This is a genomic window from Burkholderia sp. ABCPW 11, assembly GCF_001523445.1.
Taxonomy (GTDB): Bacteria; Pseudomonadota; Gammaproteobacteria; order Burkholderiales; family Burkholderiaceae; genus Burkholderia.
This window is the reverse complement of record NZ_LOVM01000027.1, coordinates 193,038-209,365: the sequence shown is the minus strand read 5'-3', so window position 1 is coordinate 209,365 and position 16,328 is coordinate 193,038. Positions and strand designations below refer to the sequence as shown.

At 66.7% G+C, this 16,328-nt stretch carries 12 protein-coding genes and 1 pseudogene; 6 read left to right on the top strand and 7 right to left on the bottom strand.

Annotation, left to right across the window (positions count from 1 at the left end):
- Window positions 1-4,244 (bottom strand): ESPR-type extended signal peptide-containing protein (locus WS61_RS11025; protein WP_373557116.1); only part of this gene is annotated, 4,244 nt, incomplete at its 3' end.
- Window positions 4,245-4,716: 472 nt separating this feature from the next.
- Between WS61_RS11025 and WS61_RS11020 the strand changes: the two genes are divergently transcribed.
- Window positions 4,717-5,436: a response regulator gene (locus WS61_RS11020; RefSeq protein WP_059500505.1), complete on the top strand. Its 720-nt coding sequence runs from the start codon at window positions 4,717-4,719 to the stop codon at window positions 5,434-5,436.
- 119 nt (window positions 5,437-5,555) lie between these two features.
- Window positions 5,556-5,774 (top strand): hypothetical protein, encoded by a 219-nt coding sequence (locus tag WS61_RS11015; RefSeq protein ID WP_156441738.1) that lies wholly within the window; start codon window positions 5,556-5,558, stop codon window positions 5,772-5,774.
- Between the two features lie 42 nt (window positions 5,775-5,816).
- On the opposite strand, the gene WS61_RS11010 is transcribed toward WS61_RS11015, so the two are convergent.
- The 6 genes and pseudogenes from WS61_RS11010 to WS61_RS10985 all read right to left on the bottom strand — a co-directional run bounded on the left by WS61_RS11010 (window position 5,817) and on the right by WS61_RS10985 (window position 12,136).
- Window positions 5,817-6,503 (bottom strand): response regulator transcription factor, encoded by a 687-nt coding sequence (locus WS61_RS11010; protein WP_059500503.1) that lies wholly within the window; start codon window positions 6,501-6,503, stop codon window positions 5,817-5,819.
- Between the two features lie 117 nt (window positions 6,504-6,620).
- Entirely contained in the window at window positions 6,621-7,256 is a 636-nt protein-coding gene (locus tag WS61_RS11005) for a response regulator transcription factor (RefSeq protein ID WP_059500502.1), read from the bottom strand.
- Between the two features lie 234 nt (window positions 7,257-7,490).
- Complete coding sequence (locus WS61_RS11000) at window positions 7,491-10,502, bottom strand: hybrid sensor histidine kinase/response regulator (protein ID WP_095211680.1); 3,012 nt, start codon at window positions 10,500-10,502, stop codon at window positions 7,491-7,493.
- Window positions 10,503-10,717: 215 nt separating this feature from the next.
- Window positions 10,718-10,906: pseudogene (locus WS61_RS10995) on the bottom strand (putative Na+/H+ antiporter); the annotation flags it as partial.
- Window positions 10,907-11,099: 193 nt separating this feature from the next.
- On the bottom strand, window positions 11,100-11,807 hold the full coding sequence (locus tag WS61_RS10990) for a succinate dehydrogenase/fumarate reductase iron-sulfur subunit (protein WP_059500499.1): 708 nt from the start codon (window positions 11,805-11,807) through the stop codon (window positions 11,100-11,102).
- A gap of 86 nt (window positions 11,808-11,893) precedes the next feature.
- On the bottom strand, window positions 11,894-12,136 hold the full coding sequence (locus tag WS61_RS10985) for a DUF6566 family protein (protein ID WP_034209223.1): 243 nt from the start codon (window positions 12,134-12,136) through the stop codon (window positions 11,894-11,896).
- A gap of 176 nt (window positions 12,137-12,312) precedes the next feature.
- Here WS61_RS10985 and WS61_RS10980 point away from each other — a divergent pair, with 176 nt between their 5' ends.
- Genes WS61_RS10980 through WS61_RS10965 form a run of 4 tightly spaced genes read left to right on the top strand, consistent with a single transcriptional unit; the run spans window position 12,313 to window position 16,317 of the window.
- Complete coding sequence (locus WS61_RS10980) at window positions 12,313-13,008, top strand: MgtC/SapB family protein (RefSeq protein WP_059500523.1); 696 nt, start codon at window positions 12,313-12,315, stop codon at window positions 13,006-13,008.
- A complete protein-coding gene (locus WS61_RS10975) occupies window positions 13,005-13,343 on the top strand; it encodes a hypothetical protein (protein ID WP_059500498.1) in 339 nt (112 codons plus the stop codon). The genes WS61_RS10980 and WS61_RS10975 overlap by 4 nt, the downstream gene beginning before the upstream one ends.
- Window positions 13,340-15,535: a VTT domain-containing protein gene (locus WS61_RS10970; RefSeq protein WP_059500497.1), complete on the top strand. Its 2,196-nt coding sequence runs from the start codon at window positions 13,340-13,342 to the stop codon at window positions 15,533-15,535. The genes WS61_RS10975 and WS61_RS10970 overlap by 4 nt, the downstream gene beginning before the upstream one ends.
- On the top strand, window positions 15,526-16,317 hold the full coding sequence (locus tag WS61_RS10965) for an endonuclease/exonuclease/phosphatase family protein (protein ID WP_059500496.1): 792 nt from the start codon (window positions 15,526-15,528) through the stop codon (window positions 16,315-16,317). The genes WS61_RS10970 and WS61_RS10965 overlap by 10 nt, the downstream gene beginning before the upstream one ends.
- The last annotated feature ends 11 nt before the right edge of the window (window positions 16,318-16,328 follow it).

Below are 16,328 nucleotides of genomic sequence, written 5' to 3'. Positions count from 1 at the left end.
TTCGACAGCGTCACCGGAGCCGATGCACTCGTACCGCCCAGCGTCACCTTGTCCTTCGCCGCGCTGTCGTACACCACCGCCAGCGATTCGCCGGTCGCCGGGTCGATCAGGCCGCTGTCGTGCAACGTGTCTTCGAGGTCGCCCACGCGGGTGTTCGTCGCGAACAGCTGCGAGCCGTTGACCGCGTCCGTGCTCGTCGCCGACAGGTCGCCTGCCGATACGTTCTTGATCTTCGTGCCGCCCGTTGCCGGATCGCCGCCCAGCGTGATCGTGCCCTTCGACGCGTCGTCGTACGTGACCGCAGCAAGCGATTTGCCGTCGTCGCCGATCAGGCCCGAACCCTTCAACTGGCTCACGTTGACTGCATCCGTGTCGGCCACACCCGCCTTCACGTTCGAGATCGTCGTGCCGTCAGCGCCCTTCAGCGCCACTTCGTCGAAGTTCGCCGAGCCGTCCGGGTTCTTGCCGTACGTGACCGCCAGCGACGCCAGGTCGCCCGTACCCGGATCGGTGCCCACGAGGCCCGCATCCTTCAGTTGCTTCACGTTCACCGCATCGGTATCCGCCGTACCCGCAGCCACGTTCGTGATCTGACGTTCGCCGCCCGCAACACCGACCGACACCGAGTTGACGCGATCCGCCTGCGAACCGACGCCCAGCGCGACCGAGTTGTTGGCGTTCGCCTTCGTGTTGAAGCCCATCGCGACCGAGTTGGCGCCCGTCGCGCCCGAGTTCGTGCCGATCGCGAGGCTCTGGCTGCCCGCATTTGCGCCGTTGCCGATCGCGACCGCGCTGCCGCCGGCCGCGTTCGCCAGCGATCCGATAGCCGTCGCGAAATTGGCGCCTGCCGCGGTCACCGCACCGGAACCGATCGCCACGCTCGAGCTGCCGTTTGCCGTTGCGCCGCCGCCGATGGCCGTCGCATTGCCGTTCAACGCCTGCGCATCCGTGCCGAGCGCCGTGGTTTGCGTGCCGGTCGCTTTCGCGGCCGCGCCGACGGCAACGCCGCCGATGCCGCTCGACGTCGCGCCCGCGCCGGCGGCGAGCCCGCCGAGCCCGGCCGCGACCGTCGGCACATCGCTGCCGTCGCCCGCGCCGTCCGCGACGAAGTAGCCGCCGTCCGCCGCTGCCTGCGGCATCGCGTCCAGCGTCGACTGGAGCTTGGCCACCTGATCGTTGAACTGGTTCACGCGTGCATCGACCTCATTCAGCGTCGCAGCCGAACCCGCGCCGATTTTCTCCTCGAGCGTGCGCAGGTTGACCGCGTCAGTCCCCGCCTGCGCATCGCCGACGTTGACGATCCGGCGCTCGGCGCCCACTTGGCCCACCGATACCACGCCGACCTGATCGGCAACCGAGTTCGCACCCAGCGCGATCGAGTTCATCGCGGACGCGTTCGCACCCGTGCCCAGCGCGAGCGACGAAGTGCCGTTTGCTGCCGCGTTCGCGCCCAACGCGATCGCGTTGCCGCCGACGGCGTTCGCGTTCGCGCCGATCGACACGGCACGGGTGCCCGTTGCCGATGCGTCGTCCGTGCCGTCGTTCAGCCCGTTCGCCTTGAAGTAGCGCGTCGCGTCGGTCACTTCGTTCGAAACATTCGTGATCTGGTCGCCGAGGTTCGTGACGTTCCGGTTGGTCTCGAACAGTTGCGAGCCGTTGACTGCGTCCGTGCTCGTCGCCGACAGGTCGCCTGCCGCTACGTTATGGATGGCCACAGGCGTACCGGCGTTGCCGAGCGTGATGCCGGTCTTCATCGCGTCGTCGTACGTCACCGCCAGCGACGTCAGGTTGCCATGACCGTCGTCGCCAACCAGGCCCGAGTCCTTCAACTGACCGACGTTCACCGCATCCGTGTCGTCCTTGCCTGCGGCAACGTTCTTCAACGCCACCGGCGCGCGTGCGTTTTCCCCGCCGAGCGACACCGAACCGTAGTTCGGCGTACCGTCCGCATTCTTGTCGTACGTCACGGCTGCCAGCGTGTTGCCGTTGTCGTCGACCAGTCCGCTATCCGTCAGCTTGTCCCGCAGGTCGGCGATGCCGTCCGTATTCTCGGTCGTGCGGCCGTCCAGGTTCGTCAGCGCATCGCCGACGTTGTTGAAATCCGTGCCGCCGATCTGATAGGTCGGCGCACCGATCGTGCCGTCCGCGTTCACCGTCGCGCCGCCACCGAGCGCACTCGCCACGCTTTGCGCCGCGTCGAACAGCTGCGAGCCGTTGACGGCGTCCGTACTCGCCGCGTGCACGGCGCCCTGCGCGACGTGCACGATCTTGCGTTGATTGCTTGCAGTACCAACCGACACCGTGTTGGCTTCAGACGCCGCTGACCCATTACCGAGCGCGACCGAATTGTCCCCGACCGCCACGGCATTCGCGCCCAGCGCGACGGCGTTGCTCGCGGATTTGGCGTTGAAGCCCAGCGACGCGCCATTCATGGCGGCGGTCGAACGCGCACCCACCGCGATCGACCCTGCGCTCATCGCATGCGCGTCGTAACCGACAGCGACTGCGTTCTCCGATGCGGACGTGGTGTTACCGATTGCGACGCCATTCTGCATCGTGGACGCTGCATGGTTGCCGATCGCGACGCCACCATCCGTGACCGTCGCCGCGTTCGAGCCGACAGCGACCGAGCCTGCGCCTACCGCGTTGGCCGCGTCACTGCCGTCGCCTGCACCGTTCGCACGGAAATACGGGCTATCGCCGTCGACGTTCGCGATGGCCTCGTTCAACTGCGCGACGTTCACTGCGTCGGTATCCTGCGTACCGGCAGCCACATTGGTAATCTGGCGCTTGAGCGTATCCGAGCCGACGGACACGCTGTTCCCGCGATTTGCGAGCGAATTGTCGCCCAATGCGACGCCATAGTTCGCCGTCACGCGGGTGCCGTCGCCCAATGCGACGCCCCGGCTCGTCGTGGTCGCATTGCGGCCGATCGCAATCGCGCCGCCGGCAATGCTGTTCTGTGCTGAAGCGCCCTCGCCAAATGCAATCTGCCCCAGGCCACCCGACGTACGGGCGCCGGCACCGATCGCGATATTCGTTTGCCCGATGTCTCCACTATATGTATTTCCTGCATACGCACCGTCGCCGATGGCGATCGACTTGGTGCCTGTAGCAGTAGCTGGGGTTGTGCCGCGTACGTTCACATACGGATTGTCGACCGACGCAATCGCGGCATTCAACTGCCCGAGATTCACGGCATCCGTAATTTGCGTGCCGGCGGCGACGTTGACGATCTGACGTGTAAAGCCGCTGCCGTCGGTCGCGGCGCTGCCGACCGATACGGCATTTCCTCGATTCGCCACGCTGCCGGAGCCCAGTGCGACCGCACTGCCAGTGCTGGCCGTCGCGCCGTTCCCGAGTGCAACAGCCGCGTCTGCGCTTCCGCGAGCGAGCGCGCCGAGCGCGACTCCTCGCTGCGAATAAGCCGAGTCGCCGATGGCGACCGAGTAAGAACCGAAATTGCTCGCCTTCGCACCGATACCGATCGACCCGATACCGGCGACCGACGCGTCCGTTCCGATTGCGATCGAATTTGCGGCGCCGGGAATCGTCCCGGAAGTCACGCGAGCATTTTCGCCGATAGCAATTGCGCCCGTAATCCCGGCCGATGCTCCCGTTCCCGTGCTGTTCACCTTGACGTACGGGTTATCGGTCGATGCCTGCTTGATCGCTGCATTCAGCTGATTGAGGTTGACTGCGTCGGTACCTGCGACGCCGGCAGCCAGATTGTTGATGCGATGGCTCGCCAGGTTGACGTTGTTGTCGAAATCGGCCGGGCCAGTGATATGCACACCGGAACCCCCGAGCAGCACGAGATGACCGTCCGCACTACCCATGATGCCGGCTGCAGTCGCTGCAGATGCCATTCCAATACCGTTACCATTCGGGCCGGTATTGTTAGATAACACGAAGGAAGCACGATGCCCCTGATACAAATTGCTACCGGGCGCAGGATCGCATGCCGCAGAAAGCGCTGTACTGTTGGGATTGCCTGATCCAAAGATTCTCCCGTTTACGCCCCCAAGCGGGCCGCACAAAACCAATCCGCCCGCACCATTGGCTGCCGCCTGTGCTTTCGCATCAAGCGAGATCGTCGTACCGCAGATCCCGGCCATCATCGCCACCGTAGCCGTCACTGCCGATTGCACCTTCGCAGGCTTCCGACGCGCACACGCCGTTTCCGACACGGCAGTCCACGTCCCGGTGGACGCATTCCATACCACTCGATAAGACTTGTTCATCTGTTTCCTCAATGAAGATTCGTTTGCTTCGGCACCCGATGCAATTTACGGAACCTCCATTGACTTACCTATCGGGCCAAACTGAAAACCCGTCGCCCTCCTTGTCTGTCCAGTCCTATGGTCGGTGGCTTACGATGACGCGCGCGATTTCTTCGCGGATCGCATCACCCGCAATTGAACCTCGTCCTACCCATCTGGATAACGGCATAAGACGTTAAGCCAAATCACCCGAATCACATTAGGCCTGGTCTGATGGTCCTCGGCATTTCTATAGGACTCGGCCGCTTCTCGCGGCCGGCGCGACTCAATAAAGTCTTGGCTGAACACGCCGGTCCATTCTCGTTCCGGTTCGTCGCCCGCGGCATCGCGCGCGACCGACCTCGTCATTGCGGAACCATCGATGCATTCTCCGACCGGCGACCGAACACGCTGTCGATACATCCCTGACATATCGAGCGAGGCTATCGAATCGATGAAAACCAACATGATCCATGTCGCCGTGACCGACGACCATCCCGCCATCCTGTTCGGTGTCAAGCACGAGTTGTCGAACAGTCAGTCAATCTCGGTCGACGGTCTCGCGCGCAATTCCACCGAGCTGTTCGACTTGCTGAGCCGCATGCGTTTCGACGTGCTGGTATGCGATTACTCGATGCCGGCCGGCAACTACGGCGACGGCGTCGCGCTGCTTTCCCTGATCCAGCAGCGCTATCCGCATCTGAAAATCGTCGTCCTGACGATGCTCGAAAGTCCGGCGATTCTGTCGGCGCTCACGCAACTCGACATCCCGTGCATCGTCAGCAAGTCGGACCTCACGACGCATCTGTCGCGCGCCGTCCATGCCGCGTATGCGAACGGCGGCTACATGTCGCCGACGATCGAACGGATTCTGCGCGCGCAGCGACTGTCGGGGCGTGCCACGCGAGGCGAGCCGCGGCTTACGCTGCGCGAGCTCGAGGTCGTGCGACTGTTCGTGTCGGGCATGCGCATCGACGAGATCGCCGAGCGGCTGCATCGCAGCAAGAAGACGATCAGCACACAGAAGAGCAACGCGATGTTGAAGCTCAATATCGAACGAGAAGTCGACCTCGTGCGCTACGGAATTGAAACAGGACTCGTCCCGTCCACCGCGCGCCCGATCGAAGTGCCCACTGGCATTACCGATCCGGCCGAAAAGTCAGATCAAAATTGACATTCCCGGACGGGTCCGATGGACACTATCGATGACGCCTTTTAACTTAGCAAGGGTGCGCGTCAAGACGCCGACGCAGTACACCTAAACAGTCAAGCGCGTCGTTACAGGCCGACATCGTGAAGCATATTGAAAAGGAAAGAGTGCGACTGATTCTGATCGAGTTTTCGAAACTAGCGGGCGTCGAGCGCCGAGAGTTCCTTGGCGCGATGAATGAATTCCTGTTCTCGTCGCCGCAACAGCGGCGTCACATCGTCGAGGGGTGGGAACGGCAGGCGCTGTCCGCGCCGGCCGATCGCGATTCAAGGGGGCCGCAATCGACCGGGCAGCGAGTTTGAGCGTGGTAAAACCGGCGGCAAGCCACGCCCGGTAACACCATGTCAGGCACCTTGATCGGGCTTTGCTCGGGACGACGTTTCCCAGCCGTGCTCGACGGCATACTTGACCAGATCCGTATCGCTCTTGATCCCGAGCTTTTCCATCGCACGCGCCTTATGCGTGCTGATCGTCTTTTTGCTGCGTTTCAATTTGTCGGCAATGTCGTCGACGCGCATGCCCGACACGAACATCCGCACGACTTCCGTTTCTCGCACGCTCAATTCGCTCTTCGCATTGGGCCTCGCGAGGCGCGCTTCGCGCACCTTCAGCACATCGGAAACGGTTGGGGAATGGTATTTGAGGCCGCCTGCGTGCGCGGTCAGAATAGCAGGGAACAGATACGACACCGCATCGGCCTTGCTGACTATCGCCCGTACGCCGATGTCGTCGAGCGAGCCGAGAATCGCCGGGTTGTCGAGCATCGTCAGCACGACGAGCTTCACGTCGGGAAAGCGTCGACGGATGAAATTGAATAGCGCGATACCGTCGCCGTACTGGCCGGCCGGCATCGCATAGTCGGACACCAGCACGTCGCACGGCGTCGTCTCCAGCAGTTCGACGAGCTCGGTCGAATTGGTCGCGTGCCCCCTGAGCTCGATCTCCTTCATTCTGGACAATTCGTGCGACACACCGACGATCATCCCCGGATGGTCGTCGGCCACCACCACACCGATGCGCAGTTCGTTCATTCGATTCTCCTGTGTGCCATCTGGCGCTGCCGATCGAGGGCGGCCGGCGCAATTTTACGATAGAACGCCTGCGCGACGGCAGCCACGTGCCGGCTCTTTCGCGCGTTGTCGCGCCGGCTACGCCGGCCGCATTGCTGCGGCAGTCTCGATCACATACTTGATCAGATCGATGTCGCTGTGCAGCCCGAGCTTGGCCATCGCGGTGCTTTTCTGCGCGCTGACGGTTTGTTTGGTGCGATGCAGCATGTCCGCGATCTCGTTGACGGTGAGCCCCGACATATAGAGCTCGATGATCTTCGCTTCACGCTCCGTCCACGCCGTCACACGCCGATGGCCGAGCAGCGGGCCGGACGCCACGCCGATCAGCTGTGCGACGGCGGGCGATACGTAGCTGCCGCCCGTATACGCGGCATGGATAGCCGGCACCAGGTGCGCGATCACGTCCGTCTTGCTGAGCAGGCAGCCGATCCCTTCGTGTATCAGCAACCGCACGGTGGCCGGATTGTCGATCATCGTGTGGACGACGATGCGCAGCGACGGATGATGCCGGCGGATATGACGGAACATCGGCAAGCCGTCCTGACCGTCGCCGGGCATCGCGTAGTCCGACAGCAGGACATCGCAATCCGCGGCCTCGAGCGCCGACAGCAATTCCGTCGGGCCGCGGGCCGTGCCGGCGATCGTCATGCCGGGCTCCCCCGCGAGCGTATGGCGCAGGCCAAGCAGCGCAGCGGGATGATCGTCCGCGAGCATCACACGAATTGACGAACCATCTTCCCAATGCCGACCCAGTTCATCTGCCTGCACACGTTCCCCCGGCCTCGATTTTGTCGTTGCAAACAGGAGCTCGATCGGTCCCGGCGCGGCACGGCATGGCGCCGTGGCTGGAATCTACGCGATCTCCCCACCCGGACAATATAGAGACGGGCGTCCATCCCGATAATCGGATCAATCTTAAAACGGCGGCGAAGCACCGTCAGGCTGGTCCTATTCTGTTGACTGCTGGCGCGCGGGTGCTGACTCGCCGCGTCTGCCGAGGGTTTGCCGGACAAGCGATTCGAGCCCATCGAACGCGGACGCGAGGGTGGCCAGCTCGCCACGTTTGACCTGTCGCTCCAGTTCCGCACACGTGTCGGCAACCGGGTACTCGCGGATCATCGCGAACATCCCGCGCAGCGTATGCAGATCGCGCAGCACCGCATCGGCGTCGTTCCCGGCGAGCGCCTCGCGCAGCGACGCCAGCAGGCCGTGCGCCGACTGGCTCAACGCCACATGCACCGCGTCGGGCAGGCGCCCGTCGCCGATGCTGTCGCTGTCGGGCATGCGTGCCGCGGGCGACGCGGTCGCACCCGACAGGCGGCGCAGCGTCGCATCGAGCGTCGCCAGCATGACGGGCTTCACCAGCACCGCGTCGATGCCGGCCGCCTTGCAACGCCGGTGTTCTTCGATTTCGGCGTGAGCGGTCAGTGCGACGATCGGCAAGGTCGCCCCTTGCGCACGCAGGCTGCGCGCGAGCACGTAGCCGTCCATGCCCGGCATGTTGAGGTCGGTCAGCAGCAGATCGAATGGTTGCGTGTTGAGGCGATGCAACGCATCGGCACCGCTTTCCGCCAGCTCGGCGCTGCAGCCGATCGCCTCGAGTTGCATCCGCATCAGCTCGCGATTCGACGGCTGATCGTCGACGGCGAGGACGCGCAGGCCCTCCAGCGCCGCCGCGCCGCCGAGCGCCAATGCCGAATCGTCCGCAGGCAGCGGCGCATCGGTCGGCGGGAACGGCAGCGTGACGACGAACCGGCTACCCTCGCCGGGCACACTGCTCACGTCGATCGTGCCGTCCATCAGGTCGACCAGCCGGCGGCACAGCGACAGCCCGAGCCCGCTGCCGCCGAAGCGCCGCGCGATCGTCGAATCGGCCTGCGTGAACGGCTCGAACAGCTTGCGCTGCTGCGCATCGCTGATTCCGATCCCGGTGTCGCTGACGCCGATCGCAATGGACGGCCGCCCCGCATCATCGGTTGTCGCGTTGATCTCGATCAGCACGTCGCCTTCGTCCGTGAACTTGATCGCGTTGCTGAGCAGGTTCGACGCGATCTGGCGAACGCGTGTCGGATCGCCCAGATAGCGCGCGGCGAGACCGTCGTCGACGATGCAGTCGAACAGCAGCCCCTTCGCGTCGGCCACCGGCTCGAAGATCGCCGCGACGTCCCGCACCACGGCCGCGGCATCGAACGGAATCGATTCGATCGATATCTGTCCGGCCTCGATCTTCGAAAAATCGAGCACGTCGTTGATGATGCCGAGCAATGCGTTCGATGACGACACGACGACACGCAGACGCTCGCCCGCGGCCGCCGGCAACGCCATGCGCTCGATCAGTTCGAGATTGCCGAGGATCGCGTTCAGCGGCGTTCTGATCTCGTGGCTCATCGTCGACAAAAAGGTCGACTTGGCGCGATTCGCATCGTCGGCCGCGTGCCGTGCGTTATCCGCCGCGAGCTTGGCGTCGCGCAACGCCTGCTCGATGCGCTTCTTGTCCGTGATGTCGGTGAAGGCCGCGATCAGCACGCTGGCGTTCCGGTATCGCGCGGGCGCCAGACTGATCGCCAGGTCGATCCGGTCGCCGTCGCGGGTGGTAAGCGCGAGATCGTCGTGCACGATGCCGGCGTCGCGCTGCTCGACGTAGCGCCGTGCAATGTCTCCGAACAGCGAATCCGTTTCCGTGACCACCCGCTCCGCCACGTCGTTCGTCGCGGGACTGAACAGCATCGGCCGGCCGGTGCCGGCCTCGATCACACCCAGGCCGATCGGCGCGGTTTCGATCAGCATCCGGTTCAGGTGCTCGGTTTCGACGACGCGCGCCGACTGTTCGAGCAATGGCCCGAACACGCGCCGGTTGAACCACAGCAACAGCGCCCACAGCACGCCAATCAACCCCGCCGCGAGCGCGGCCGTGAGACGGACCTGCGGCCAGATGCCGGCTGCCAGATCGCCCCAGGTGTATGCATAGATGAGGCGCCAGCCAGTCGTGCCTAGCGGTCCGCTCGCGGTGAACACGCCATTGCTTGCCCGCCGCGTCACGATGCCCGATGCGCCGGCCACCTCGCGGGCGGCCGCCAGCACGTCGGGCCGGGCCGTACCCTCGGCGCTCGTCGTAATCGGTACGCCTTCCTGGTTCGTCACGACGAAGGTCCCGTCGAACCGGTCAGCCGATACCGATCGAAGCATCAGATCGACCGGGATTTCGCTGACGAACACGGCGAACGGCGCGCCGCTCGTGTCCACGGCGTTGATCGTCAGCCGGATAGACGGGATGCCGGTCAGTGGACTGGGGCTCGGATCGACCCAGCGCACCGCGCGCAAACCGTTGCGCGGATCGGTCGCCTTGTCGGGCGCGATCGATTTGCCGCCCGCCTGCGTCAGCGCGTCGAACAGCGCGGTTCGGTTCGAGAGCGATGCATCGAGCCGCGCCTGATCGGGCCAGGGCGCCGGCGAAGCCACGACCAGGTCACGCGACGGCGTGTAGAGGTAAGCACTGAGGTCATAGTGCTGTTCGCTGGTGATGGCAGCCATCGTGGCCGACAGATGCCCCGTCAGTGCGATGAAGCGGCCGAGCTCCGGCACCGGCGCTGCGGGCGACGGACTGACGAACAACATCGATTGCAGCCCGCTCCCGCGCCGAAGTTCCATTTGGCCGCCGTTCGCGCGAAACCGCGCGACCTCGGCGCCCGAAGCCGTTTCGCGCTGCGCCCATATGAGTTCCGCGAAATAGACCGTGCTGCGCAGCACGCGCTCCGCCTTCACGGCTTCGCTGGCCAACTGCAGGCCCTCGACCGTCAACGCACGCCGCTCGCTGGCCAGGTGCACGTGAACAATGGACGCCACTGCCATTCCGAACGTGACGAGCGCAAGGACAGTCAGCACGATACCGCCGCCGAACAGCGCGGCGCGTTGGTAACGGCGCATCGCCGACAGCACGGTGGACGGTGGGGAAATGGGCATGGCGCTGTCGTTGCCTCGTCTGGATTCAACGTGGCGATGATATCAAGGCCGGGGATGAACGAGCGGCCGCCGAGCAACGTGCCAGCCCAATGAACGCGAGCGGCAGCGCATGCCGCGACGGCTGACGCGCAGCCGATCGCGAGGGCTGCCAGCTTGCGAAAAACGCGGTTTGACATCCGGTTCAGCGAAGCAACTTCAACGGCAGCGCGCAGCGTTCACAGAAAAAGCAGTGCCGCACTGGCAACGAGCGTCGGCACAATGGCTGCGGCGAGCAATCCGCCCACGCTCACCGATTCGTCGCGAAAACCCCTGCGCACGATCGCGAGGCCGGCCGGATTCGGCGCATTCGCAATGACGGTCAGGCCGCCGCCGGCCACCGCGCCCGCGACGAGCATGTATTTCGCAATCAATCTGCTATATCGACTCGGCACCAATTCGAACCTTGGCGGCGCCCGCGATATTGAGTTGATGATTAAATTGAAGCATTTAATTGATGTCTTTTGGCCGAACCGATTGACACACGGAAAGGCCCTGGGGCAGAAATTCAGGGCGTGTGATGCTTACTACCTCTGCTGCAACGCATTCACACGTCGCGCGTCACACCGTCCGCCTGACCAGCATCGTCCGGATTTCCGAAATCGCCTTCGTCGGATTCAGCCCCTTCGGACACACGTCCGTGCAGTTCATGATCGTCCGGCAGCGGAACAACCGGTACGGATCCTCGAGATCGTCGAGCCGCTCGGCCGTCGCCAGATCGCGCGAATCGGCGATGAAGCGGTACGCCTGCAGCAGCCCGGCCGGCCCGACGAACTTGTCCGGGTTCCACCAGTAGCTCGGGCACGACGTCGAACAGCACGCGCACAGGATGCATTCGTACAACCCGTCGAGCTGGTCGCGCTCTTCCGGCGATTGCAGCCGCTCGCGCGCGGGCGGCGTCGTGTCGTTGATCAGGTATGGCCGGATCGAATGGTACTGGTTGAAGAAGTCGGTCATGTCGACGATCAGGTCGCGCACCACCGGCAGCCCCGGCAGCGGCCGCAGCACGATCTCGCGCGGCAGCGTCTGCATGTTGGTCAGGCATGCGAGGCCGTTCTTGCCGTTGATGTTCATCGCGTCCGAGCCGCAGATCCCCTCGCGGCACGAGCGCCGGTACGCGAGCGTCTCGTCGTCGCGCTTCACGCGGCCGAGCACGTCGAGCAGCATGCGGTCGGCCGGGTCCACGTCGATCTCGTAGCGCTGCAGGTACGGCTGCGCGTCGCGATCGGGGTCGTAGCGGTAGATATGCAGGGTGCGCGGATCGCTCATCGGTTCCTCCCGGCGCGGGGCCGGCATGGGTTCACGGGTGCTGCGGGGCGGCGTTGCGGCACACCGCGCCGCAAGCGCCATGCCGGTCAATCGTCGTCCACGCGCTTGTCGACCAGATAGCGGCCGCGCTCGACGCCCGCGCGCAGCGCCTCGACCTCGGTCAGCCATTCGGGGCCGGCGGCCTCCGGTACAGCCAGTTCGATGCGCGCGCCGGCAGCGTACACCTGTACCTCGTCGCGCCACGCGCCTCGCTCGTTGGGCCGTGCCCATACGAGGATTTCGTGACCGCGATACGGATCTCGAACCTGTGCGTCCTGTTGATGTGCCACGGTGGCCTCCTGTCTTATCTGCGATGACGATGCAAAAAATGCGCGCCGGCGGCGCGCCGCGCACGCCATCGGTCTCGTGCGCACGCGCCGTGCCCGGCCGGCACGCCGCTTGCGTCCCTTTTCCGCATCGAAGCGCAACGGGCCCGCATCGCGCAGGGCCGGAAAGGATGCACATCATGATCGGCCACCTCGAATTACTCGGACGCCTGCTGCTGGCCGCGCTGCTCGGCAGCGTGATCGGGCTCGAACGCGAGCGCCTGAACTGGGCCGCTGGGCTGCGCACGCACATGCTCGTGTGCGTGGGCGCCGCGCTCGTGATGCTGGTGTCGACGTTCGGCTTCGAGGACGTGCGCGGGCAAAACGGCGTCGTGCTCGATCCGTCGCGGGTCGCCGCGCAGGTAGTGTCCGGCATCGGCTTTCTGGGCGCGGGCTCGATCCTGCTGCGCGGCGAAATGGTGCGCGGGCTGACGACGGCCGCGAGCCTGTGGGCGGTGGCCGGCGTCGGGCTCGCCGCGGGCGGCGGCATGGTGGTTGCGTCGATCGGCGCCACCGCGATCGTGCTCGCGATCCTCGCGGGCGTGAAGCCGCTCGAGCGCCGCTTCATCGCGCAGCGCCAGCAGCGCACGCTGCTGCTCGTGGCCGAGCGCGGCGGCCTGACGCTCGGCACGCTGCACGAAGCGCTCGGCCCCGGCCGCGTGCGCGTGAAACGGTTCATCGTCCAGCAGTCGGACGACGATCCGGACACCGACGACATCTCCGTCTCGTTCTCGCGCACGAGCGGGCCGGAATTCGCGGCGATCTGCGAGACGCTGCAAAACATCGCGTGCGTCTGGACCTGTCGACCCGACACCTCGTCAAGGAGTTTCGCGTGACCCAGACCGACCTGCTCTCCTATCTCGTGACGAGCCAACTGGCCGCGCGCATGCGCAGCGGGGCCTGGCTCACGACCGGCCAGCTGGTCGGCGCGTTGCGCGCGTGGCTCGCGTGCCGCCACGCCGAATGCGACTGGCTGGACCGGATCAGGATCGCGCACGCGTCGGCGACGATTGCGCAGGAGATCTACGAGATCGTGGTCGCGCACGGCGATCCGCACAGCGGCGAACGCGTGCGGATCGACGCGGATTCGCCGGAACTGCAGGCGCTGCGCGCACGCTGCGATGCGCTGTTGCAGTGGCTCGACGGCGACCGGGACGTCGGCGCCCGATGATCGTGCCCGATCGCATCGCCCGCGCCGACGACCGCCGGCTCGACGCCGCGCCGGCGGACGGCCCGCTGCGGCACGGCCTGCTCGAGCGCGGGCGCAACTGCGACGCGATCCGCGGCGCGGACCGCTTCGCGATGCTGGTCGACGGCGACGCGTACTTCTCGACGCTGCGCGCGGCGCTGCTGCGCGCACGCCATACGGTGTTCATCGTCGGCTGGGACGTGGACAGCCGGATGCGGCTCGCGCCGGGCGGCGCCGACGACTCGTTGCCCGACACGCTCGCGGCCTTCCTGCACGCGCTCGCATCCGCCCGCCATAACCTGCGCATCTACGTGCTCGCGTGGGACTTCGCGATGATCTACGCGCTGGAGCGCGACTGGCCGCCCGTGTATCGGGCCGGCTGGCGCGCGCATCGCGGCATCCGGTTCCGGCTCGACGATGCGCACCCGCGGGGCGCGTCGCATCATCAGAAGCTGGTCGTGATCGACGATCGGCTCGCGTTCGTCGGCGGCCTCGACCTGACGCGCGCCCGCTGGGACACGCCCGCGCATGCGGCGGACGATCCGCGCCGCCGCGACGAGCACGGCATGCCGTACGGGCCGTTCCACGACGTGCACGCGATGTTCGACGGCGACGCCGCCGCCGCGATCGGCGAACAGGCGCGCTCCCGCTGGCTGCAGGCATGCGGGCGCCCGATCGCGATCCGCGCGCGGCGCCATCTCGACCGGGCTGACGACGACCCGTGGCCGCCCGATGCGCGCGTCGACGTGCGCGACGTGCGGCTCGGCATCGCGTACACGGCGCCGCGCCACGGCGGCCGCGAGCCGGTGCGGCAGGTGCGCGCGCTCGTCGAGGACGCGATCCGCGCCGCACGGCGGCACCTGTATGTCGAAAACCAGTACTTCACCGCGGCGGTCGTGCGCGAAGCGTTGTCCGCGCGCCTTGCCGACGCGCACGGGCCGGACGTGACGGTCGTCGCGCCGCGCGTGCAAAGCGGCTGGCTGCAGGAAGCGACGATGGGCGTGCTGCGCGCGCGGCTGCACGCGACGCTCGCGGCGGCCGACCGCTTCGACCGCTACCGGCTGCTGTATCCGCACGTCGACGGGCTCGGCGACGCGTGCGTGAACGTGCACAGCAAGGTCGCGATCGTCGACGACGAATGCATCGTGATCGGCAGCGCGAACCTGAACAACCGCTCGATGCTGCTCGATACCGAATGCTGCATCGCGCTCGTCGCGGCCGGCGACGCACGCATTCGCGGCGCGATCGCCCGCATGCGCGAGCGGCTGCTGGCCGAGCATCTCGGCACGACGCCCGATGCGGTGGCCGACGCGTTCGCGTGCGGGGAACGGCCGAACGTCGTGCTCGACCGGCTGCGCGCGAAGCCGGGCCGCACGCTGCGCACGCTCGACCCGGCCGTGTCGCCGCAATTCGAGGCGCTCGTGCCGGTCAGCGCGCGGCTCGACCCCGAGCAGCCGATCGAGCCGGACCGGTTCGTCCGCGAATTCGTGCCGCACGAGCAGCATCGGTCGCTCACCGCGCGCTTTTTCGTACTGGGGGCGATCGTGCTGGCCATCGCCGCGCTGGCGCTCGCGTGGCGCTTCACGCCGCTGGGCGCGCACCTGAACGTCGCGTCGCTGTCGCGCGCAGTGGCCGGCATCGCGCGGCTGCCGGCCGCGCCTGCGCTGCTGCTCGCGGCCTACGTGGTCGCGGCGACCTTCGCGGTGCCGATCACGCTGCTGATCGCCGCGACGGGGCTCGTGTTCGGCGCGTGGCCGGGCTTCGCGTATGCGGGAGTCGGTTCGATGGCGGCCGCCGCGGCGACCTACGCGCTCGGTCGCTGGCTCGGGCGCGACGCGGTGCGCCGGCTCGCCGGTCCGCGCGCGAACCGGCTGAGCGAGCACATCGGCCGGCGCGGCGTGGTCGCGATGGCCGTGCTGCGGCTGCTGCCGATCGCGCCGTTCACCGTCGTGAACCTCGTCGCCGGCGCGTCGCACATCGGGCTGCGCGACTTCCTGGTCGGCACCGCGCTCGGGATGCTGCCCGGCATCGTGCTGACCGTCACGTTCGCGCACCAGTTGACGGCCGCGCTCAGTCATCCCGGGCCGGGCGCGTTCGCGTGGCTCGCGGCAATCGGCCTCGCACTCGTCGGCGTGTCGATCCTGCTCGTGAGGATGCTGCGACGATGGCGCTGAGCACGCACGCGGCCCCGCCGCCGCAGGTCGTCACCGCCGACGCGGCGCCCGTCGCCGCGCCGGGCGGGCGCGACCTGCGGATCGCGACCTACAACATCCGCGGCGGCTACGGCGTGTGGCACGCGCGCGCGGCCGACCGGATCGCGGCGGTGATCGACGAACTCGACGCGGACGTGATCGCGCTGCAGGAAGTACCGCTCGGCGGCACGCGCGCGCCGGACGTGCTCGCGCACCTGCGCGACGCGACCGGCATGCACGCGGTGGCCGGCCCGACGATCGACACGCCCGAGCGCCGCTACGGCAACGCGGTGCTGTCGCGCTGCCCGATCCGCGCGGCGCGCACGCTCGACCTGTCGTTCCACCCGCGCGAGCCGCGCGGCGCGCTCGACGCCGACATCGACTGCAGCGCCGGCACGATCCGCGTGGTCGCGACCCATCTCGGGCTGTCGGCCAGCGAGCGCAGCGCGCAGGTGCAGCGGCTGCTCGCGGCGTTCGACACGGGCGCGATGCCGGTGATCCTGCTCGGCGACATCAACGAATGGTTCGTGCGCGGCCGCGCGCTGCAAGCGCTCGTCACGCGGTTCCGGCGCGCGCCCGCGCCGCGCACGTTTCCGACCGTGTGGCCGGTGTTCTCGCTGGACCGGATCTGGATCCATCCGGGCGAGTTGCTGGTGGACGTGGTCGTGCATCGCAGCGCGCGGGCACGGCACGCGTCCGATCACTACCCGCTGGTGGCCCGGATGCGCGCGACGCCCGCGACGGGCACGGCACTTGCGCGGTGAGCTTTTTTCGA